General features: G+C 56.8%; 20 protein-coding genes. 11 read left to right on the top strand and 9 right to left on the bottom strand.

The features are described from left to right. Window positions 1–59: 59 nt before the first annotated feature. From AC2TCY_RS09720 to AC2TCY_RS09685, 8 genes are all read left to right on the top strand, one after another. A complete protein-coding gene (locus tag AC2TCY_RS09720) occupies window positions 60–1,295 on the top strand; it encodes a lytic murein transglycosylase (protein WP_480847115.1) in 1,236 nt (411 codons plus the stop codon). A gap of 392 nt (window positions 1,296–1,687) precedes the next feature. Further along, on the top strand, window positions 1,688–3,316 hold the full coding sequence (locus AC2TCY_RS09715) for a peptide ABC transporter substrate-binding protein (protein WP_480847113.1): 1,629 nt from the start codon (window positions 1,688–1,690) through the stop codon (window positions 3,314–3,316). Between the two features lie 65 nt (window positions 3,317–3,381). Then, the gene (oppB, locus tag AC2TCY_RS09710) at window positions 3,382–4,305 is read left to right on the top strand and encodes an oligopeptide ABC transporter permease OppB (protein ID WP_480847112.1); all 924 of its coding nucleotides are present in this window, start codon (window positions 3,382–3,384) and stop codon (window positions 4,303–4,305) included. Between the two features lie 10 nt (window positions 4,306–4,315). Then, entirely contained in the window at window positions 4,316–5,245 is a 930-nt protein-coding gene (locus tag AC2TCY_RS09705) for an ABC transporter permease subunit (RefSeq protein WP_480847111.1), read from the top strand. Between the two features lies 1 nt (window position 5,246). Continuing rightward, on the top strand, window positions 5,247–7,052 hold the full coding sequence (locus tag AC2TCY_RS09700) for an ABC transporter ATP-binding protein (RefSeq protein ID WP_480847110.1): 1,806 nt from the start codon (window positions 5,247–5,249) through the stop codon (window positions 7,050–7,052). 304 nt (window positions 7,053–7,356) lie between these two features. Continuing rightward, window positions 7,357–8,250: a UTP--glucose-1-phosphate uridylyltransferase GalU gene (gene galU / locus AC2TCY_RS09695; RefSeq protein WP_480847109.1), complete on the top strand. Its 894-nt coding sequence runs from the start codon at window positions 7,357–7,359 to the stop codon at window positions 8,248–8,250. Window positions 8,251–8,322: 72 nt separating this feature from the next. Then, window positions 8,323–9,759 (top strand): mannose-1-phosphate guanylyltransferase/mannose-6-phosphate isomerase, encoded by a 1,437-nt coding sequence (locus AC2TCY_RS09690; RefSeq protein WP_480847107.1) that lies wholly within the window; start codon window positions 8,323–8,325, stop codon window positions 9,757–9,759. A 239-nt stretch (window positions 9,760–9,998) separates the two neighbouring features. After that, window positions 9,999–11,075 carry a DUF2793 domain-containing protein gene (locus AC2TCY_RS09685; protein WP_480847106.1) on the top strand — a complete coding sequence of 359 codons (1,077 nt, stop codon included), beginning with the start codon at window positions 9,999–10,001 and terminating at the stop codon, window positions 11,073–11,075. Between the two features lie 30 nt (window positions 11,076–11,105). On the opposite strand, the gene fcl is transcribed toward AC2TCY_RS09685, so the two are convergent. Next, complete coding sequence (gene fcl / locus AC2TCY_RS09680) at window positions 11,106–12,083, bottom strand: GDP-L-fucose synthase (protein WP_480847105.1); 978 nt, start codon at window positions 12,081–12,083, stop codon at window positions 11,106–11,108. Window positions 12,084–12,092: 9 nt separating this feature from the next. Continuing rightward, the gene (gene gmd / locus AC2TCY_RS09675; protein ID WP_480847103.1) at window positions 12,093–13,217 is read right to left on the bottom strand and encodes a GDP-mannose 4,6-dehydratase; all 1,125 of its coding nucleotides are present in this window, start codon (window positions 13,215–13,217) and stop codon (window positions 12,093–12,095) included. Between the two features lie 160 nt (window positions 13,218–13,377). On the opposite strand from gmd, the gene AC2TCY_RS09670 reads away from it, so the two are divergent. Next, the gene (locus AC2TCY_RS09670; RefSeq protein ID WP_480847102.1) at window positions 13,378–14,682 is read left to right on the top strand and encodes a UDP-glucose dehydrogenase family protein; all 1,305 of its coding nucleotides are present in this window, start codon (window positions 13,378–13,380) and stop codon (window positions 14,680–14,682) included. An 18-nt stretch (window positions 14,683–14,700) separates the two neighbouring features. On the opposite strand, the gene AC2TCY_RS09665 is transcribed toward AC2TCY_RS09670, so the two are convergent. Continuing rightward, complete coding sequence (locus AC2TCY_RS09665; protein WP_480847100.1) at window positions 14,701–15,525, bottom strand: 3-methyl-2-oxobutanoate hydroxymethyltransferase; 825 nt, start codon at window positions 15,523–15,525, stop codon at window positions 14,701–14,703. Between the two features lie 69 nt (window positions 15,526–15,594). After that, a complete protein-coding gene (locus AC2TCY_RS09660) occupies window positions 15,595–16,596 on the bottom strand; it encodes a sterol desaturase family protein (RefSeq protein WP_480847099.1) in 1,002 nt (333 codons plus the stop codon). Window positions 16,597–16,704: 108 nt separating this feature from the next. On the opposite strand from AC2TCY_RS09660, the gene AC2TCY_RS09655 reads away from it, so the two are divergent. After that, window positions 16,705–17,595 (top strand): LysR family transcriptional regulator, encoded by an 891-nt coding sequence (locus tag AC2TCY_RS09655; protein WP_480847097.1) that lies wholly within the window; start codon window positions 16,705–16,707, stop codon window positions 17,593–17,595. On the opposite strand, the gene AC2TCY_RS09650 is transcribed toward AC2TCY_RS09655, so the two are convergent. From AC2TCY_RS09650 to AC2TCY_RS09640, 3 genes are read right to left on the bottom strand one after another with little or no spacing between them, the layout of a single operon-like run. Beyond that, on the bottom strand, window positions 17,568–18,641 hold the full coding sequence (locus tag AC2TCY_RS09650) for a helix-turn-helix domain-containing protein (protein WP_480847096.1): 1,074 nt from the start codon (window positions 18,639–18,641) through the stop codon (window positions 17,568–17,570). The two genes, AC2TCY_RS09655 and AC2TCY_RS09650, sit on opposite strands and share 28 nt — an antisense overlap. A 59-nt stretch (window positions 18,642–18,700) precedes the next feature. After that, a complete protein-coding gene (locus AC2TCY_RS09645) occupies window positions 18,701–19,438 on the bottom strand; it encodes an anti-sigma factor (RefSeq protein WP_480847094.1) in 738 nt (245 codons plus the stop codon). Continuing rightward, on the bottom strand, window positions 19,435–20,007 hold the full coding sequence (locus tag AC2TCY_RS09640; protein WP_480847093.1) for an RNA polymerase sigma factor: 573 nt from the start codon (window positions 20,005–20,007) through the stop codon (window positions 19,435–19,437). Before AC2TCY_RS09640 ends, AC2TCY_RS09645 begins: the two co-directional genes overlap by 4 nt. Before the next feature lie 48 nt (window positions 20,008–20,055). On the opposite strand from AC2TCY_RS09640, the gene AC2TCY_RS09635 reads away from it, so the two are divergent. Next, entirely contained in the window at window positions 20,056–20,637 is a 582-nt protein-coding gene (locus AC2TCY_RS09635; RefSeq protein ID WP_480847092.1) for a YceI family protein, read from the top strand. Here the strand turns inward: AC2TCY_RS09635 and AC2TCY_RS09630 are convergent. Then, window positions 20,571–20,843 carry a hypothetical protein gene (locus AC2TCY_RS09630; protein WP_480847091.1) on the bottom strand — a complete coding sequence of 91 codons (273 nt, stop codon included), beginning with the start codon at window positions 20,841–20,843 and terminating at the stop codon, window positions 20,571–20,573. The two genes, AC2TCY_RS09635 and AC2TCY_RS09630, sit on opposite strands and share 67 nt — an antisense overlap. A gap of 27 nt (window positions 20,844–20,870) precedes the next feature. Further along, on the bottom strand, window positions 20,871–21,905 hold the full coding sequence (locus AC2TCY_RS09625) for a trans-3-hydroxy-L-proline dehydratase (RefSeq protein WP_480847089.1): 1,035 nt from the start codon (window positions 21,903–21,905) through the stop codon (window positions 20,871–20,873). Window positions 21,906–21,915 lie beyond the last annotated feature (10 nt).

The raw sequence follows: 21,915 nt of genomic DNA, 5'->3' as shown, positions 1-21,915 counted from the left end.
GGTGGCCCGTACTAGTACATTATTGACATGCAATAGCCGTCGGGCGAGACCTGAGGGTGATGTTTCGGTTTGCTATCACCTTTCTGTTCTGCCTGCATGCAACAGCAGCACTGGCGCAGGATCGAGCGGCAATCGAGCGGCAGTTTCAGGACTGGATCTGGCAAAATGTATGGCCACAGGCATCGGCCAAAGGCGTGTCCCGCAGCACTGTTGAGCAGGCCTTTTCCGGAGTGACATTGAACTGGGATCTGCCGGATCTAGTGCCCCCCGGTCACAAACCCATTGGTCGCAAAAAGCAGCAACAGGCCGAATTTGGCTCTCCTGGCCGGTATTTCAATGCAAACGCGGTGCAGGGCGCCACGTCCGTTGGCCGGAAGATGGCCAAGCGACACGCACAAATTCTTGCACGGGTCGAGACGGAAACGGGTGTTCCGTCAAGCATCCTGTTGGCGATCTGGGGCCGCGAAAGTGGGTATGGCCAGGTGCCGATCCGCCACGATGCGTTTCAGGTTCTTGGCACCAAGGGGTTTATGAGCACCCGAGCGGATTTTTTCACGGGCGAACTCATCGCCGCTTTGCAGATTGCCGAAGCGGGCCATGTCTCGGGGCGGGGGATGAAAAGCAGCTGGGCCGGAGCATTGGGGCAACCGCAGTTCATGCCGTCCAGCTTTCTGACCTACGCCGCCGATGGCGATGGCGACGGTCGCGCCGATATCTGGGCATCGCCTGCAGATACACTCGCCTCGATCGGTAATTATCTTGACAGGCACGGCTGGGTCGAAGGGCGGGACTGGGGGTTCGAGGTGGTCGTGCCAGGCGATGTGTCCTGCACTTTGGAAGGCCCGGATCAGGGGCGGCTGATTAAAGATTGGGCTGCCATGGGGATCACAAGAGTATCGGGGCGACCGTTTCCGGCACATGAACTGTCGGCAGAGGGCTACCTAATGATGCCTGCGGGGCGCAATGGTCCGGCCTTCATCGTTACTCCGAATTTCTATGTCCTTAAAGATTACAACACCAGTGACCTCTACGCGCTGTTTGTCGGCCATGTAGCGGACCGTATCCACTACGGTGTCGGGGATTTCAGCAATCGGTGGGGCAATGTCGGTGGCCTCTACCGTACGGACATCGCCAGAATGCAGCAGGCGCTGGAACAACAGGGGCATGATGTCGGCGGCGCGGACGGGCTACCGGGTTACAAAACCCGCAGATCCATCGGGCGCTGGCAAGAGGCAACCGGTCGCGCGCCAACCTGCTTTCCTGAGGCCCGCATGAAAGCCCAACTGGCCCCCTGAAAGCCCAAGCGATTCGCGGCGGACAACGGCTGCGCGGGACTCATATAAACAGCTGAATATTTGTGCTTCACGAAAATGTCATGGCTGCCGGGAGTTTCAAAATATTATTTCAGCGGCCGACCCTGTTACGGTTCCATTCGGCCTTCCCCCGCTCATTTCACCACAAAACCTTTTACCTTTGTTAAAAAGGTGCCACCTTCCGCCGCAGTGAAAGAAGGCTTTCGCAATTGGATTTCCGACATATCACTGGAGTCAGTACGACACGAGTTTCGCGTTCCCGCACGATCTGGATCAAAGCGAATCCCAATTGATTACCGGAAATACAACAGATCAGGGTCGCCACGCACCTGAAGTTGCGAGCACCCGACACCAAAAAAATGGGAGTAAGACATATGAAGAAAATCATCCGAACCTCACTGGCAGGACTATTGTCCTCAACCATGATCACCGGCGCTGTTATGGCGGCCGGAACTCATCCTGTTACCGGCGAAGCGCTGGCAGATGATCAAACCTTTACCTATCGCATTCTGGACGAACACAGCTCGGTTGACCCGCAGGTCGTCGAAGACGTTTCTGGCGCGGAAATCGTACGTGACCTGTTCGAAGGTCTAATGAACCAGGACGAGGACGGGAATCTGGTTCCGGGTGTTGCCACAGGCTATACCACCAACGACACCAAAGACGTCTATACCTTTACTCTGCGCGACAATGCGAAGTGGTCGAATGGTGATCCGGTGACCGCAGGCGACTTTGTGTTTGCCTGGAAACGCGCCGTCGATCCCGCCCTGTCGTCGCCCTACGCGTGGTTCATGGAACTGATGTCGATCGAGAACGCCGCCGAGATCATCGCAGGCAACGCATCGATTGACGATCTGGGCGTCAAAGCCATCGACGACAAAACGCTGGAAGTCCGTCTGAGCGCACCTCTGCCCTACTTCCCGCAGATGACAACGCATTCGACCACCTTCCCTGCGCCGCAAAAAGTGATTGAGGAATTTGGTGACGCCTGGACGAAGCCGGAAAACATCGTTTCGAACGGTGCCTATGTTCTGACCGAGCACCTTCCGCAGGAACGTTCCGTGCGCGAGCGTAACGAAATGTACTGGGACAACGACAACACTATCGTTGAAAAAGTTGTGGCGCTGGTCATCAACGACGAAAACGTCGCGCTGACCCGCTATCTGGCCGGTGAGCTGGATCGCACTGAAATCCCAGCCGGTCAGTACCCGCGGCTGAAGCAGGAGCATCCGGACGAGGCCATCAGCTTCCCGCGCCTGTGTAACTACTATTACACCTTCAATGTGTCCGACAGCGGCCCCGAAGCCTTCAAGGATCCGAACGTCCGTCAGGCCCTTTCGCTGGCTGTAGACCGTGCGATCATCACCGAAAAAGTATTGGCTGGTGGTCAGCCCGAGGCCTACACTTTCGCGCCCGAAGCAACTGCGGGTTTCACCGTACCGGCAGTCGAAATGGCGTCGATGTCTCAAGCCGAGCGTGACGAACTGGCGAAGGAACTACTGGCAGAAGCCGGTTATGGCCCGGATAATCCGCTGAGCTTTGAAATGGTTTATAATACCGCAGAGAACCACAAGAAGGTCGCCGTTGCGTTGAGCCAGATGTGGAAACAAAAGCTGGGCGTAAACGCCGAACTGGCCAACATGGAATGGAAGGTCTTCCTGGAAGAACGCGGTAACCAGAACTTTGAACTGGCCCGTGGCGCATGGTGTGGCGACTATAACGAAGCGTCCACCTTCCTGGATCTGCTGCAGTCGGACTCAGGCTACAACGACGGCAAGTACAACAACGCCCGCGTTGACGAATTGCTGACCGAGGCGAAAACCTCGGATGATCCGGCCCCGCTGTACACCGAGGTCGAGCGCATCATCGCCCAGGAAACTCCGGTTATCCCGATCTACCACTATGCTGGTGTCTACATGATGGATAGCGACGTCGGGAACTGGCCGGTGAACAATGTCGAGCAGAACTGGTACTCGAAGAACCTGTACAAGCTCGCAGATTAATCATCCTTTGATCACGCACTGCCCCGGGACACTTTCCGGGGCAGCGCCAATAATGGGGGCATGGAATGCTTGCCTATAGTTTGCGGCGACTGCTGGTTGCCATTCCGACGATCCTATTGCTGATCGTCGCCTGTTTCTTTCTGATGCACTTCGCGCCCGGAGGGCCCTTTACCTCAGAGCGGCCCTTGCCGCCGCAGGTTCTGGCCAACATCGAGGCGCGGTACGGGCTGGACCAACCGCTGTGGAAACAGCTGTGGGATTACCTGTACAACATCGTCGTGCATTTCGATTTCGGCCCGTCCTTCAAGTTCAAGGACCGGGACGTCAATGACATCATCGCGCAAGGTTTCCCGATTTCGCTGACTTATGGCTCGCTGTCGTTTCTTCTTGCGACCGCAGTGGGCGTCAGCCTCGGCATCGCGGCGGCGATCAAGCATAATAGCTGGATCGATTACTTCGCCGTGGGTCTGGGGATTGCGGCGCAGGCGCTGCCGAACTTCATCATGGGACCGATCCTGATCCTGACCTTCACCTTGTGGCTGGGATGGCTGCCGGGCGGTGGCTGGAACGGTGGTCAGTGGCAATACCTGATCATGCCCGTTATCGCACTGGCGACGTCATATATGGGATCTATCGCGCGGATTACGCGATCATCGATGCTTGAGGTTCTGAACTCGAACTTCATTCGCACCGCGCGGGCGAAAGGCCTGCCCACCAGAACCGTGATCTGGCGCCATGCGCTGAAACCCACGCTGCTTCCGGTCGTGTCCTATCTGGGGCCAGTCTTTGTCTACGTGCTGACAGGTTCTGTCTTTGTCGACATCTACTTTTCGACCGGCGGCCTGGGCCAGGCCTACGTGGGCTCTGCTCTGTCCCGCGACTACGCGGTGCTACTGGGGGTAACGATCCTCTATGGCGCGCTGACTGTAATCGTCAACCTGCTGACCGATCTGGCTTATGCCTGGTTCGATCCGAAAATCCGGTACTGAGGGACTGGCAATGCTTGGAAAATCACAAAAAGCCGCCCATCTGGCCGAAGAGATCACCGATTACACGGTCGTTCAGGGGCGTTCACTCTGGCAGGACGCGCGCATGCGTTTTGTCCGAAACAAAGCTGCAATGGCAAGCGTTTTCATTTTGGGTCTGATCGTGCTTTTCACGATCATCGGTCCCTATTTCGCGGTGTGGAGCAACGAGGAAATCGACTGGAACGTCATGGGTGACGTGCGCGGGATGGGTATGCCATCCGTCGAATCCGGACACTATTTCGGTGTCGATGATCTGGGGCGTGATCTATACAGCCGGGTCATTCAGGCGACGACCACGTCGCTGCTGGTTGGCCTGATCGGGGCAGCGACAGCTCTGATCGTCGGAACCTGTTACGGCATTGCTGCCGGGTATATCGGCGGCCGGACGGACAGCGTCATGATGCGGTTCGTGGATATTTTGCTGGCGATCCCTGCAACACTTGTCATCATCCTTCTACTGGTTGTGGCCGGGCGATCATTCTTCATGCTGTTCATCGCGCTCGGTGCGGTCGGTTGGCTGACCATGGCCCGGATTGTCCGAGGCCAAACACTGACCTTGAAGAACCGCGAATTTATCGAGGCCGCGCGTGCCGCCGGTGTCAGTGAATTTACGATCATGTACCGTCACATCCTGCCCAACTTGCTGGGTGTGGTGATCGTGTATGCCTCGCTGCTGGTGCCCGAGATGATCCTGACAGAAAGCTTCATCTCATTCCTGGGACTTGGGATTTCAGAACCCTACACCTCGCTGGGCCGTCTGATCGCCGAAGGGGCTGGAACCATGGGCTATGGCACCCTGTGGCAGCTGATATACCCCCTGACATTCTATGTCGCCATCATCATCACCATGTTCTTCATCGGTGATGGTTTGCGTGACGCTTTAGACCCGAAGGATCGTTGATATGAGCCTGTTCTCTGTTAAGGACCTGAGCGTCCGCTTTGATACACCTGATGGTGTGGTCGAGGCCGTCAAAGGCATCAGCTTTGACATCAATCCCGGCGAATGCCTCGGCATCGTCGGCGAAAGCGGGTCGGGCAAAAGCCAGACTTTCATGGCCGCGATGGGGTTGTTACCGACGGCCGGGCGTGCATCCGGATCAGCCCTGCTGAACGGCAAGGAAATCCTGAACCTACCCGTGAACAAGCTGAACAAAATCCGCGGTGACGATGTCGGCATGATTTTTCAGGATCCGCTGACCGCCCTGACCCCGCACCTGCGGATTGGCCAGCAAATGCGCGAAGTGTTGCAGGTGCATGAAGGCCTGCAAGGTTCAGCTGCGCGGGCGCGCTGCCTGGATTGGCTGGATCGTGTCCGCATTCCAGAGGCAAAGCGCCGCCTGGATCAGTATCCGCACGAATTATCGGGCGGTATGCGCCAACGGGTCATGATTGCCATGTCGATGCTGTGCAACCCAAAGCTGCTGATTGCGGACGAACCGACGACTGCGCTGGACGTCACCGTACAGGCCGACATTCTTGATCTGATGGTACGCCTGCAAAAGGACGAAGGCACCGCGATCGCCCTGATCACCCACGACATGGGCGTCGTCGCGCGGATGTGCGATCGGATTCAGGTCATGCGGATGGGTGCATTCGTCGAAGCCGGAGACACGCGTGAAATCTTCCGCGCACCGCAGCACGAGTACACCCGCACGTTGCTCGAGGCGATGCCGCGGATCGATGCCGGTGACGCACCCAAAGCATTGGGCAAGACGGATGAACCGCTGCTTAAGGTCGACGACGTCAAAGTTCACTTCCCGATCCATGTTCCGGGCGGCCTGTTTGGGCACAAGGTACCGCTAAAGGCCGTTGACGGAGTCAGCTTTGATATCCGCAAGGGCGAAACGTTGGGAGTTGTGGGTGAATCCGGCTGTGGCAAGTCCACGCTTGCGCGTGCGGTACTGCAACTGATCGAACCCAGCGGCGGCAATGTCAGCTGGCTGGGCCATCCAATCGTCGGGCTGAAACGGGCCGAACTGAACAAGTACCGTAAGGATCTGCAAATTGTATTTCAGGATCCGCTGGCCAGTCTTGATCCGCGCATGACGATTTCAGCTTCGATTGCCGAGCCACTGAAGACCTATCGCCCCGACCTGACCGAGCGTGAACGTAAGGAATTGGTCGCCGAAATGATGGAGAGGGTGGGGCTGAAGGCCAATATGATCAACCGCTACCCTCACGAGCTATCTGGAGGGCAGAACCAGCGTGTGGGAATCGCGCGGGCAATGATCAACAAGCCCAAGCTGATTATCTGCGACGAGGCCGTTTCAGCCTTAGACGTGTCCATTCAAGCTCAAATCGTGGAATTGTTGCGCGAATTGCAACAAGAGTTCGGCCTGTCGATGATCTTCATCAGCCACGACCTATCGGTGGTTCGGGCGGTGTCGAACCGGATCATGGTTCTGTATCTGGGACGCATTGTCGAGCTGGGCGATGGTGAAGTGATCTGCTCTGAGCCGATCCATCCCTACACGAAGTCGCTGATCTCGGCCGTGCCGATTCCCGATCCGGATGTGGAGCGCAGCCGCACACGCCTGAAACTGCCCGGTGAGTTACCCTCGCCCATGGACCCCAAGGCGGCACTTCGGTTTTTGCCCAGTCGCTTAGCGGCTGGTGAGGCAAACTACGTTCCGAAGTTGAGCGAAATCGCTCCGGACCATTTCGTAGCCGAACACGACCCGCTCGAAACCATTATGGGCAACGCGTAGACTGTTCCCCAAAGCCGTCAAACCGGCTTTGGGGATGCTTTGTGTGACGTGTCGCAAATGTTTTTCCACTTGCAGGCCAGAGCAATGCAAACTTCGCGACAACCTGCCGCAATTCAACAGTGTTTAGCACGATACCGGCAATTTCCCGCGCTCAAGCTTTTGACTCTGCCTCCCGGAAAATGGCAGATTTTAACTAATACGAGTCAGCTACGTTGCACGACATTGATTAACCTGGCTTCGCAGAATATGAGCTATTCTCAAAATGCTGCGGATTGTCCAAAGTAAATTGAATTTGAGAGGTCACATGACACGTAAGGTCACTAAGGCGATTTTTCCCGTAGCAGGGCTGGGCACCCGGTTCTTGCCAGCGACAAAATCTGTCCCCAAAGAGATCATGACACTTGTTGACCGACCCTTGGTTCAATATGCGATCGACGAGGCCCGGGCAGCCGGTATCAAGGAATTCATCTTTGTGACTTCGCGCGGGAAGTCCGCGCTCGAGGACTATTTCGACCATAATCTGGTGCTCGAACAGGAACTGAAGGCCAAAGGCAAAGACGAATTGCTTGAGACCTTGAACGCAACAAATATGGAAAGCGGTGCTATCGCTTATATCCGACAGCACAAAGCGCTGGGTTTGGGCCATGCTGTCTGGTGCGCACGGCGACTGATCGGGGACGAGCCCTTTGCTGTCATGCTGCCTGATGACGTCATCGCTGGCGACAAGCCTTGCCTTCAGCAGATGATCGAGGCGTATGAGGAAACCGGAGGCAACATGGTTGCCGCGATGGAGGTACCGGCGGAAATGACAAGTTCTTACGGCATCTTGGATGTCAGTGAGAACGTTGGCGCCGTGACCCGTGCGAAAGGGATGATCGAAAAGCCAAAGCCAGAAGAGGCCCCGTCAAACCTTGCGGTAATCGGGCGATATATCCTCGGGCCTTCGGTTCTGTACAATCTGAACCAGATGAAAAAAGGCAGCGGGGGTGAAATCCAGCTGACCGATGCCATCGCAGAGGACATCGGGAACGGTGTGCCAGTCTTTGGCTACAAGTTTGACGGGCAACGGTTTGATTGCGGGTCCAAGTCGGGTTTTCTGCAGGCAACGGTGGCATTTGCGCTGGCCCGAGATGACCTGCGCGATGATTTGAACCGGTACCTGCATGACCTCATTGTTGCGAACAGGGCTGCTCAGTAACTGAATGCCTTGCGCTAATCCGGCAACTCTCAAGAACCTCGGGTTTCAATGCGGTCACACGGCGGGTGCACCATGAAGAAAATTTGCCCTGTCATCCTTTGTGGCGGATCCGGAACGCGCCTGTGGCCACTCTCGCGCAAGAGTTACCCCAAGCAGTTTGTGCCCTTGATTGGCGACAACAGCCTTCTTCAGGAATGTGCCGACAGACTTCGTGGACCGGCAGAGGCGCGTTATGCCAAACCTTTGATTCTGACCAACGAAGCCTTTCGCTTTGTAGTGCCTGAACAACTGGCCGCAGTTGACATCGATCCCGGACCGGTTCTGATCGAGCCCGAGGGGCGCAACACGGCTCCGGCCGTTCTGGCCGCAGCCTTGTATCTGGCAGAGTCCGATCCTGATGCTGTGATGCTGGTGGCACCGTCCGACCATGTCGTTCCAGACAAGCCTGCTTTTCATGCGGCCGTCGCGCGAGGCGCCGAAGCTATAGAAGAACGAGGCGATCTGGTGACCTTCGGCATCACACCTGACAGGCCAGAAACGGGATATGGCTACCTAAAGCTCCGCCACGCACCTGACATCACAGACGCCACGGTTCCGCTGGATCGGTTCGTTGAGAAACCAGATCTGAACAGCGCCCAGGCCATGGTGGACGAAGGCACATACCTTTGGAATTCAGGTATATTCCTTTTTGGCGTCAAAGATATCATTGCTGCCTTTCAACAGCACGCTCCTGATCTGTTGGGCCCGGTTCAGGCCGCTGTCAAAGGGGCCAAAACGGATCTTGGCTTTTTGCGCCTCGACGCTGATGCATGGGCAAAGGTTCAGGATATCTCGATCGACTATGCCGTTATGGAAAAAGCCAGCAATCTCAGCGTAGTACCTTATGCGGCCGGGTGGTCTGACGTCGGCAGCTGGTCTGCCGTGCAAGAGCTGAGCAATCCTGATGCTAGTGGCGTTGCCACAACCGGCGAAGTCACCGCCATTGACTGCCACAACGTGTTAGTGCGCTCGGAGTCGCCCACGCAAGAAGTGGTTGCGATGGGTCTTGAGAACGTAATCACAGTTGCCATGCCTGACGCTGTTCTTGTTGCAAGCATGGACAAGGCGCAGGACGTCAAACAGGCAGTTGCAGCACTGAAGGCAAAAGGCGCGAAACAAGCCGAAGAATTACCCGTCGATCATCGCCCGTGGGGCTGGTTTGAAAGCTTGGTCGTCGGAGAGCGGTTTCAGGTCAAACGCATTCACGTCCATCCGGGCGCGGCACTGAGCCTGCAATCGCATCATCACCGATCCGAGCATTGGATCGTGGTCGAAGGCACGGCCAAGGTTACGATCGGCGAAGAAGAACGCCTCGTGTCCGAAAACGAGTCCGTTTACATCCCACTGGGCGCGGTTCATCGAATGGAGAACCCCGGTAAGGTCCCCATGGTGTTGATCGAAGTTCAGACCGGGACCTATTTGGGTGAAGACGACATTGTCCGTTACGAGGATATTTACGCCCGAGATTGAGGGGCGTTACAGGATTCCCCGGTGATCACCGCAATACCTGCCGATAGGTAGAATCCATCACTCTGCCCCACCAACTTGCGAAACAATAGCCGCGCTTCCATAGCTTCTGTTTCGACGATGGAAATTCACTGGTTAACAAAGTTCTTCCGGGGAGTGCGCCCCGGTGAGGCGGGATTCAGACCTGCCACGGCAGTTTGGCGCGCAATCATTGATGGACCGATGGTCTCAGGAGGACGCCCATGTCGCAAAGCTCACCCCGATTGAACCTACCCTATCTGCAACCTGCACAGGCGCAGAAACACGTCACCCATAACGAAGCGCTGCGACAGCTGGATCTGGTCGTGCAGCTGACTGTTGCTTCGCTGCAAGCAACAACCCCGCCCGCCGTTCCCGAGCAAGGTGAAGTCCACGCGCTTGGCGGCAACCCTGTCGCTGAATGGAACGGTCAGGCGGGCAAGCTGGCCGCATGGCTGGATAATGCCTGGCATTTCGTCGTGCCCGAAATTGGGTGGCGGGCGTGGGATCAGGCAGCGAAGCAGCTGAAAGTCTGGGATGGCACAAACTGGATCGATCCGCCAATCGCGGCCCAGAACTTAGGCGGTCTGGGCATCGCAACCGGGTATGACAGCACCAACCGTCTGTCCGTTCGGTCTCCGGCCACGTTGCTAAGCCATGACGGCGGCGGTCATCAACTGAAAATCAACAAGGCAGGTGCCGGTGATACTGCCTCGCTGTTGTTCCAGTCGAACTGGATGGGACACGCGGAAATGGGCCTGTCGGGCGGCAACGGTTTCTCCATCAAGGTCTCAGCGGACGGAAGCTCTTGGACCGAAGCACTGAGTTTCGATCCTGCAACGGGTATTTCCAACGGGGCAGCCGTTCAGGCAAGCGCAGATGACACGACCATGGGCCGTCTCATGCGCGCGGATTACGGGTATGGGCCCGGCAACTTATTGGGGTCAGTATCCGAAAACGGCGGCGCCCCTACCGGCGCAGTGATTGAACGAGGCAGCACAGCCGATGGCGACTATGTCCGATTTGCCGACGGAACGCAGATTTGTTCCGCTGCGTTGACCGCAGTCGGATGCACCGCAACGGACGGTGCTTTGTTTGCAAGTAGCTCAAGTACGTGGAATTTCCCGTCCAGTTTTGCTGCAGGCACCACACCTGTCCTAAGCGGTACCGCTGGCAAGATCGCGCGGTTCCTCAGCTTTGATGCCGCTTCTACCACGGACGTCACCTGGCAGGTGCTGTCAACCTCTTCAGATGCCTCGTTGGCCGTTCCGGCGCTCACGGCAATCGGGCGATGGTACTGAAAACCACCGCCCGGGCGTGAGTCCGGGCGGTTATTTGTTGCGTAGGTCCGTGTCGGCCTGCTTAAGAAACCAAGCATAGGTTTCGCGGATACCGTCATCCAGTTGAATTCGATCCTGCCAGCCCATATCACGCAAGCGGGACACATCCATAAGCTTGCGCATAGGGCCATCCGGTTTGCTGGCATCCTGCGTTATGCGTCCGGTAAAACCTGTCGTTTCAGCGACCAGCACGGCGAGATCGGCAATCGAGATATCATGTCCACTTCCGATATTGATATGGCTGAGCATCGGTTGGGTGTTCGCATCATAGACGTCGCGCGGAAGGTCCAGAACAAACAGCGCCGCATCGGCCATGTCATCCACATGCAGGAATTCGCGTCGCGGGGTGCCGGTGCCCCAGATCACCACCTCGTCAACCCCATCGCGCTGTGCTTCGTGACAGCGACGGATCAGGGCGGGTAGAACATGGCTGTTTTCCGGGTGAAAGTTATCTCCGGGCCCGTACAAGTTGGTCGGCATGACTGAGCGATAGTCGACCCCGAATTGCCGGTTGTAGCTTTCACACAGCTTGATCCCGGCGATCTTGGCCACCGCATAAGGTTCGTTTGTGGGCTCGAGCACACCGGTCAGCAGCGCATCCTCGCGCATCGGCTGGAGAACATCTCGCGGGTAAATACAGGAACTGCCAAGTTGCAGAAGGCTTTGAACACCAGCGGCAAAGGCCTGATGAATCACATTGCATTCGATCATCAGGTTTTCATAGATGAAATCGGCCGGAAAGGAGTTATTGGCATGAATGCCGCCCACCTTTGCGGCCGCCAGGATTACGACATCCGGACGTTCGGCCTGCATGAAGGCGCGCACTGCGGCCTGATCGGTCAGGTCCAGTTCGGCGCGGGTGCGGGTGACCAGCTCCAACGCTTCACCTGCTGATTGACGCTGCTGCAACCTGCGCAGGATCGCACTGCCAACCATACCGCGATGCCCTGCGATATAGATCTTGCGCATATCGTCCCCTTAGCCATTTTCCAATGTGACGGGTATTTCCAGACCGTGCTGTTTCAGCAAGGCATGGCGCTTGGCGGTTATCAGGTCTTCGGCGACCATTTCCGCACACATCTCCTGCACGGAAAGCTCGGGCTCCCAGCCCAGTTTCTGTTTCGCTTTTGATGCATCACCCAACAAGCTGTCCACCTCGGCGGGGCGGAAATACTGGGGGTCAATCCGCATGATCACGTCGCCCGGCTTTAGGGCTGGGGCATTGTCACTTTCAACGGCGGTGACCGTCGCAATCTCATTCACGCCTTCGCCGGAAAACTCCAGACGGACGCCAAGCTCGACCGCGGACCATTCGATGAACTGACGCACCGAATATTGCTTGCCCGTGGCAATTACATAATCTTCGGGCGTTTCCTGTTGTAGCATCAGCCACTGCATCTGCACATAATCTTTGGCATGACCCCAATCGCGCAGGCTGTCGATATTTCCCATGTAGAGACAATCTTCGAGCCCCTGGGCGATATTGGCCAGCCCCCTAGTAATCTTACGGGTGACAAATGTCTCGCCCCGACGCGGGCTTTCGTGATTGAACAGGATGCCGTTGCAGGCATACATCCCATAGGCCTCACGATAGTTCACTGTGATCCAATAGGAATAGAGCTTGGCCACCGCATATGGCGAACGAGGGTGAAATGGAGTTGTCTCGCGTTGCGGCCTTTCCTGCACCAGCCCGTATAATTCGGAAGTCGAAGCCTGATAGAACCGGGTTTTCTTCTCAAGCCCCAGAAACCGGATCGCCTCAAGCAAGCGCAACGTACCCAAGGCATCAACGTCAGCTGTATACTCCGGCGCTTCGAAACTGACGGCAACATGGGATTGGGCGCCCAGGTTATACACTTCATCCGGCTGAACCTGCTGCATGATGCGGGTCAGGTTCGATGTATCGCTTAGATCGCCGTAGTGCAGACGCAGCTTGGGGTCCGGCTCGTGCGGGTCCTGATAGATATGGTCGATCCGCTGAGTGTTGAACGAAGACGCGCGCCGTTTGATGCCATGAACCTCATAGCCTTTACTCAGCAAAAGCTCGGCTAGGTAAGACCCATCCTGACCTGTAATGCCTGTAATCAACGCAGTCTTGGCCATGAATACGCCCCGCCCTGTTCCAAAACACTTTTCTTCTGTTCCAAAGACAGTAAGAAGCCGCGGAAAGCAACCCAAGGTCCCATAAGGGATTGAATCCATCTTCGGTTTCTAGGACTGTGCCTTCTCTAAGGGCGCCTATAACAAAAAAGGAATTTGAACTATGCGCATTGCGATGATTGGCACCGGGTATGTGGGGCTTGTGTCGGGTGTGTGTTTCTCGGATTTCGGGCACGATGTGATCTGCGTCGACAAGGCCGCCAACAAGATCGAGATGCTGCAGGCCGGCGAAATTCCGATCTACGAGCCCGGGCTGGATGTCTTGATGGCCAAGAATGTCGCCGCAGGCCGTCTGAGTTTCACCACCGATCTGGCCGCGGCCGTGAGCGGCGCGGATGCTGTGTTCATTGCAGTTGGCACGCCTACCCGTCGCGGCGATGGTCATGCAGACCTGACTTATGTCACAGCCGCCGCAAAAGAGATCGCGCAGGCTGTCACAGGCTATACTGTGATCGTGACCAAATCGACGGTGCCGGTCGGAACAAACCGGATGGTTCATAATGTGATCTCAGAAACAAATCCGCAGGCCGAGTTTGATGTTGCCTCGAACCCGGAGTTCCTGCGTGAAGGGGCCGCCATTGACGATTTTATGCGCCCCGACAGAGTGGTTGTCGGCGTTGAAACAGATCGCGCCGCTGAAGTCATGAACGAGGTTTATCGACCCCTTTACCTGCGCGACTATCCAATCCTGACCACCGATCTGGAAAGCGCGGAAATGATCAAATACGCCGCCAATGCCTTTTTGGCGACCAAGATCACCTTCATCAATGAAATTGCGGGTCTGTGCGAACGGGTCGGCGCGGACGTCAAGGAAGTGTCGCGTGGCATCGGCCTGGATGGACGGATTGGCAACAAATTCCTGCACGCTGGCCCCGGGTATGGCGGCTCATGCTTTCCGAAAGACACCGCGGCATTGGCTCGGATCGGTCAGGAATATGCCTACCCGATGCAGATCACCGAGACAGTCATTCGTGTAAATGACGGGGTCAAGAAACGGATGATCGAGAAAATCCGCGAGGCCTGCGACGACAATTTCAACGGCAAGACCATCGCGGTTCTGGGCGTCACCTTCAAACCCAATACCGACGACATGCGCGACGCGCCGTCGCTGACCATCGTGCCCGCGCTGATCGGCGGAGGCGCAAAGGTTCGGGTTGTCGACCCGCAGGGCCGGTCCGAGGGCGAAGCTCTGCTGCCCGGCGTTGACTGGGTCGAGGAGCCTTATGCGGCGGCCAAAGATGCGGATGTCGTGGTATTGCTGACCGAGTGGAACGAATTCCGCGCGCTAAATCTGAATGAGATGGCTGAGACCATGCGAACTGCCCGCATGGTTGATCTGCGCAACATCTATTCTGAAAGCCAGGTGCTGAAATCCGGTTTTGATACCTATGTAGGCGTCGGGCGCTGAGAGCACCGGGTAGGGTCGTCAGACTTTATCCAACGCTTCCTGCAGCTTTGCCAGCTCACCGTCGCGCATCGCAATAGACTGTGCCGGATAAGGAAAATTTCTGGCGCGGACTTCGGACTGGAACTCTTTTAGCGCCGCTACCCGTTCCTGATACACTTGCTTGTGCAGACGACCCAGATCGCCAAAGGCATGCGCGTGGCGCGGAGGGTTTTCGGCCTCGCCGCATATGTCGGCCATAAACAGGAAAATCACATCGCCCGCATTGCCCGACCCCAGCGATATGGTAACGATCGAGGTCTTGTCGTTCAGCAAGTTCAGCGTGTCCTCGGCCACGCATTCGATCTCGCACGCTATGGCGCCAGCATCTTCGTAGCGTTTGAAGGTTCGATAGATCTGCATCGCCTCATCTGAGGTCCGACCAAAGGCACGCAACCCGCCCGCCCAATGGCTGAGAGACGGAACCAGACCCATGTGAACCTGCACTGGGATGCTCTCACGCGCCAGCATTTCAACCACCTCGTATGAGCGGTTGGTAAAATACATGTCGGCGCCTTTTTCCATGCACTCGATAGCGTGGCGCATGATTTCGTCATTGGTGGAAAACTGGCCCCAATTCATCGCGGTGCCCGCGAAATGGTTGGGTGCAATCTCTCGCGCCATGTCCAGATGCACGTCCCAAAGTGTCAGCAGGTCAATTCCGGCGTCAACGCATGCCTGGATTTCGGCCTCGTTCACCGGATTGCACATGGTCAACCGCTGGTCAGTTTTCTTAAGGTCCAACAGGTCTTTGACGGTGTAGTTCCTCTGCGCCGGGCGGCGGCCAAATGTGTAAATATTCTTCATGAAGATCCCTGTTGTTAGATAGCAATAGCCGGGTCCCGAAAGACCCGGCAGCTGAGAATTGCTGATTGATTATTCGGCAGCCCAGATTTTGCGGCGGCGTTCCTTGACCATTTCATTCCCTTCGTCTGTTCCGTCATGGAAGGTGTTAAACCATTCATCCCAGGGCGTTTCCCAGGTGCCATAATTGCAGTCGAAAAACTTGTGATGCAGTTGGTGGAAGAAATCACCCACCTGGAACTTGGCATTTTTGCCGAGTTTCAAGTGCTCAAATCCGGCGTGAGACACAGGCGCACCGATCCCATGATGGAACAGCAGGAAGATGGCGTGGATCGGGTGCGACGGCAGCAGGAAAAAGATCATCGTATCGAACATCAGAAAGAAGCTCTCGACCGGGTGCATCGCCAGTCCGGACCACGGCCCGGTATTGATATTGCGGTGATGCCAGGCGTGGACTTTGGTATAAAGGGTCCCGACATGTAGCAGGCGGTGCAGCCAATAGAAATGAAAGCCCGCCCAGATCGGAATGAAGACCACCATCGCGACAAACCAGACCGGGTAGCTGTCGAAGGTGATCATTGTGACCCAGCCATTGGCGTAGGAATAGAGGATGAAACACTCCCAAAACGTCCAGAAGGTCAGTGCCGGCCCGAGGGTCCAGAACATGTTGTCCCAGACCTGATTTTTAAAGGTAAAAATCTTGGCACCCTTCATCATCGGGCGCATGTCGTAACGGTATTCGTCCTGCTGCGTGCGGAACTTCCACAATGCCAGGTGAAGACCTCCTGCAACCACCATCAGAATGCAGAAATTGCGAAACCAAATCTCGGCCACCCAATCCCAGCTTAACGTCTCGATCCGTGCCAGCGAAGGGGTCAGGTAAGTCCACGTTATGATGGCGAACACCAACAGAAACGCGCGCAACGCCAGTGGATTCCAGCTTTGCAGCAGGTATTTCAGCACAGCCAGCGGCTTCATCGGCCAGTCCCAATAGGGAGAGGTCTGGATTGGCAGTTGCGGTGTGTAGTTCCAAATCTTGCGTTTGGGGCGTGTGGGTAAGGTCGGTTCGGTCATGGCGTGACTCATCTGTTCTATTCGCTGGTCGAATTCTTACCTGCAATCGCGGATACCTCAGAACGCTATGTCTTGCAGGTCAGGCCAAGTTTTGCTTAGCCTGCACACATGACCACTCGTATCCCCTCTCTCAACTGGTTGCGCGTGTTCGAGGCCGCGGCCCGCACCGAAAGTTTTGCACGGGCGGCGGTACAACTGAACATGTCCGCAGCCGCCGTCAGCCAACAGGTCAAGGCGCTGGAAACCCGATTGGGCACGCCCCTGTTTCACCGACACGCCCATGCAGTGACACTGACCGAGACCGGGCGGGCCTATCTTCCCTCGGTACAGCAATCGCTGTTGATGCTTGAAACAGCCACCACCGGGCTGTTCGGGGAAACGCGGGAACAGAGACTGTTTGTGCAATCCGTCCTGCTGTTTGCCCATGGGGTGCTGGCGCGGGGATTGCCCGAGTTTCAGGCCACGCAACCACAAATCAACCTGTCGCTCTCCACGGGCAACTTGATCTCGGATTTTGCCAATCGTTTTACCGACTTGCAGATCGTTTTCGGAAACCCTGCATTGTTCGGTACCGAAAGCGACGAACTGTTGCGCGAGCAACTATACCCGGTTGCGCCGCCGGATATCGCTGCTCAGATCACCAAACCGCAAGATTTGCTGAGGTTCACTCTGATCGAAGTCTCGACCCACCGCGCAAGTTGGCCGCATCTATTCGAAACGCTCCGGTTGTCGACGGGTCAGGCACACTATTTCTTTGCCGACAATTCACTGATGGCCGCCGAGCTTTCAGCTTGCGGAGGCGGTATCGCGCTGGCCCGCGCGCCTGCCTCGGATCGGATCATGAGCCTGTCCGGACTTGTGCCCTGTCTTCCGGACATCATCTGTCCGGGGCAAGAGGCCTATCATCTGACCTACCCATCCCGCACCGCTTTGCGTCCCGCAGCGCGCGTATTTAGAGAATGGTTGCTGGACTACAGCGCAGCGCTCCAGACGCGATAGCGCCCTTGTCCAGTGACCTCACGGATCAGGCCGCGTTTGGTGAACAGGTCCAAGTTTCGTTGCACCGCAGCTCGCGAGGCTTTTGTCAATTCTTCGGCCAGAGGGGCCGAGACCATTGGCCAAGCCGTCAGGACCTCGATCAGAACTGGCGGCGTGCGCCCGCTCAGGTCCGCGGTGGCCTCTGTCGCGCGCTGTTCCCATGTGCGGACCCGATCAAGATGGAGCAACGCCGCCAGTGCCGCTTGACCAGCACCACGAATCCAAGCGGACAGTTTTTCATTCGGCTCTCCAGCACTACGCAAAGCGCCAGGACCAGATAAGGTAAGCGGCATAAACAGTGCACCGCCCCGACCCATAGTCGCAGCGTGGCGTGCTGCAATTATAGCGGCTTCTGTATCTTGCCCGATGCCCTGTGACAGTGCGCGCCAGGCGTGGAAGGCGATCGCAGATTGAGTTACCGGATGTAGGCCAGCGGCGTTGCCCATCAATTCCGCCAAATCAGCGACGGTTTCTGGTATCTCATCAATGCCTTGCGCAATACGGTCAAGAAATGCGGTCAAACCGATCTCCCACCCTCCGTCTGACGGTTCGGCTCCGGACGTCAGCCGCCGGACCGCCCATCCGGCTCGGAACAGGGCCTGCACGTCGTCGCCGGTCGCCCCGATCCGCAGCCCTGTCCATAAGGCCAGGCGGTCGACACTGATCCGGTCGCCGGTCCACCATCCGAGGTCTGAAACCTCCATCAGCGCCAGACGATGGCCCCACCCTTTGGGCCCTGCGCGTAGACGTTCGTCCAGCGCCCCAAACGTCGCCGCCAGATCGGCCAGCTCAAAAGACAATTCTGCTTGCGCCGCGCGCCAGTCTCTATGATCAAACAGCAGCCGCTGGTCCGCACGTCTGTCGGGGAACAGAAAATCGCTTTCGGAGTCTTCGTCCAAAGGCGGCATGAACCACAGGTCTTCGTCCTCGGGCGGCTCTGTGTCATAGATACTTGCCGGGCCATCCTCGGCCTCTTCCAGTTCGGGTAGGATGCGCTTGGATTTCATGGCCGGTATTCTTCGGGCATTTCGGTTCGTTCTCAAGTGGTTTTACGACAAAGAACCCATCATCCGGCAAAGCTGGATGTAAGAACGTTTAGCTGACCTATCAAATCGGTCTGTGCATCATGGCCTAACACCATATAGCCATACCCGCCCTGTGCCCAGGTTGCGGTTGCCAACCCGCTGAGAACAGCGTGTTTTACCGGCTTATCCTCGGCCGCAGGCCCTTGTCGAATGACGCAGAACGCAAAAGGCTGCCCTTGGTCATCCGAGTATACGACCTGAACCAGAGGCTTTCCGTTGAACGACAATACCTGCGCCCGCTTTAAATCGAGACCCGGTAAGTTTTCCAACACCTCACGGTTTAGGGAACGCCCCAGCTGCGCCTCGGCCAGTGTGAACTGTGCGTCTAGCGTAACTGGAGAGTTGTCCAGCTCTGCAATTGTGTCCGGCACATAGAGCGATTGGTAGATCGCAGCCTGCTCAGCCCAACCGAGATCAGACGGCCGTGTAGCCCAGAAAGTCGCGGAAACAGCAATGATCGCCACAGACGCCGCCACCCCGATCAGACGAAAAGTGCCAGCCGCATGCGACACCGGCGCCGGGGTCGGCAGATCTATTTCAGGGGGTTTCGCCGGGACGTTCTGGAACACCTCCTGAACTACATTCGCAATCGGGTCCAATGCCATCAGGCGGGCCTCGAGCGTGGGATCGGCCTCAATTGCATCCTCAATTACGCGGCTCTGGTCTTCGTCCAGATCGCCTTCCAGATACGACAGCAGCGTCTCATCAGAAAACTTCATTTGCCACCCCGTCGAACGGTGTCAGGTGCATCGTGCTGCATTGCGGTTTTCAATTTCTGCCGGGCATTTGACAGCCGACTCATGATTGTGCCGATGGGAACCTCGAGCAACGCCGCGGCCTCGCGGTAGCTGTAGCCTTCGACAAACACAAGCATCACTGTTTCCCTCTGCGCTTCTGGCAGTTGCATCACTAGGGTAAACACTTCAGCGGCAAAAATATTCGTTTCTGCATCCGGGCCTGTCGCCACCAGTTCTGCCTCGGGCGTGACCGACAGCGCCTGTGCCCTGCGAACGGACCGGGCGCGCAGTTCGTTCAGCCAAATTGAACGGCAGATCGTCATCAGCCAACTGTCCAGCCGCGCATGCGACGTCACCTGATGATGACGCTCCAACGCGCGCAGGCAAGTTGCCTGCAACAGGTCATCGGCAATGTCCGAAGCCCCAGACAACGCAAGACCAAACCGCCAAACGCGTTTGGAGTGCGTCTGGATCGCGCCGCGTACGGCCTGTTCGGAACTCAATTCACCGCTCATCGAATAAATTGCGACCTGTGTGTGTTTGTCTTTCACGAGCCGGGCCCGCGGGTTCAGGACTGACACAGACTCTGGAGGAAAGAAATGAAACTTCTGTTCAAGGCGATCACGATTGCGTCGATAATTATTGCAGCTCCGGCCTTTGCGGCCAATTGGACGCTGAACTCGGATGCTTCACATCTGGCCTATGGTACGGTCAAAATCGACGACATCGGAGAGGTCAATTCCTTCACCAATCTGTCCGGTCACGTAAGTGAGGACGGTTGGGTAAAGATTGATGTCGACCTGTCCTCGGTCGAGACCAATATCGACATTCGCAATGAACGCATGATCGAGCACGTGTTCCGCAAAGCGGCATCGGCCACATTGTCAGCACGGATTGACATGGACGCAGTCTCGAAACTTGACGTGGGCAAAAGCGAGACCCTCGAGGTCGAGGCCAAATTGTCGCTTGTGGGCACCGATGTGGATTTCACGACCGAGATGTTCGTTCTGCGCATATCCGAAAATTCCGTCATGGTCTCAACCAATGACATGGTCTTTATCAGCGCCGAAGACGCCGGCGTAACTGCAGGCGTGGACAAGTTGATGGAACTGGCTCAGTTGCCGGGCATCACGCGGACTGTGCCTGTGACCGCTCGGCTGATGTTCACTCTGGACAGCTGAGACCGCTGAAACTCTGTGCCATGTCGGGCAGCCATCAGTGTCAGCAACCGCTCCTTCGCTTCCCCGATATGCGCCGCCAACTGAGCGCCGGCCACGTCGACCTGACCGGCCTGAGCCAAGCGCAGCAATTCCTGATGATCCTGCCGCTTATTCGCCAACACCACCAGCCCTTCGGCATCCAGCTGCTTTGGCAGCTTGTTTCTCATTTCGTTGCCAACGGACTATCCGCTTTCTTAGGGCGAACCAGCCCCCCAAGTGTCGCTTAGGCGGTATCCACCGGGCCAGGGATCGTCCGGGTCCAGCATGTGCTGATGCACACCGGTAATCCAGCCCCGGCCAGAGACTTCAGGTATGATCGCATTGCGATCGCCGATACGGGCTGCCTGTACAATCCGGCCCGTGAACTGCGATCCGATGATGGAAACCGCCTGAAAACTCTGCCCAATTTGCATTTCGCCCTTTGCCGCCATCAGCGCCATGCGCGCCGAAACCGCCGTTCCGGTCGGGGATCTGTCGACCTTGCCCGGCTGGATCGCGACCGCAGATTTTCCGCGCAGGCCAGTTGCTGTCTTTTCCAATGGGCCGCAAAACGCACAGAACGAGATGTGATCCCAATCGGGGTTTTCAGGATGCGAAAAGCCAAGCTGGTCATTCGCGGCATTGGTGATCGCGACGCCCAGACACGCAATATCGCGGGCCTCGGCCTCGACAATATCAATGCCCAACGCAGCGGCTTCGACCACAACAAAGCTGTCCCCGCCATAGGCCGTGTCCACGCTCAGAGTCCCAACTCCCGGCACTTCAAGCGGAACCGCGATCTTGTCCGCAAAGCTGGGTAGGTTCTGCACAAAGATCCGCTCGGCCTTGCCATTACGGCATTCGGCCCGAACCCGAACCAGGCCGCCAGGGGCTTCAAGGGTCATACGGGTTTCCGGCTCCTGCATAGGGATGATCCCGCCGTCCAACAGAACGGTTGAAACACAGATCGAATTCGAACCGGACATAGGCGGAGTGTCTTCCGGTTCCATAATGATAAAGGCAGCATCAGCCTCAGGGTGTTTGGGCGGCACCAACAGATTCACATGGCGAAAAACGCCCCCTCGGGGCTCGTTCAGCACAAAGTTTCGTAATGTCTGATCACGGGCGATGAACGCGCGCTGATCCCAAACCGTATCACCCGGTGGCGGAGCCACCCCACCGACGATCACGTCGCCGACTTCGCCCTCGGCATGGGCTGAAATGACATGAATGGTTTTGCTGCTGCGCATTTTTGCCCTT

The sequence above is a fragment of the Ruegeria sp. HKCCD7181 genome (assembly GCF_057221055.1).
Note: the sequence above shows the minus strand (reverse complement) of the source record. Positions and strands in the feature narration are given on the sequence as shown.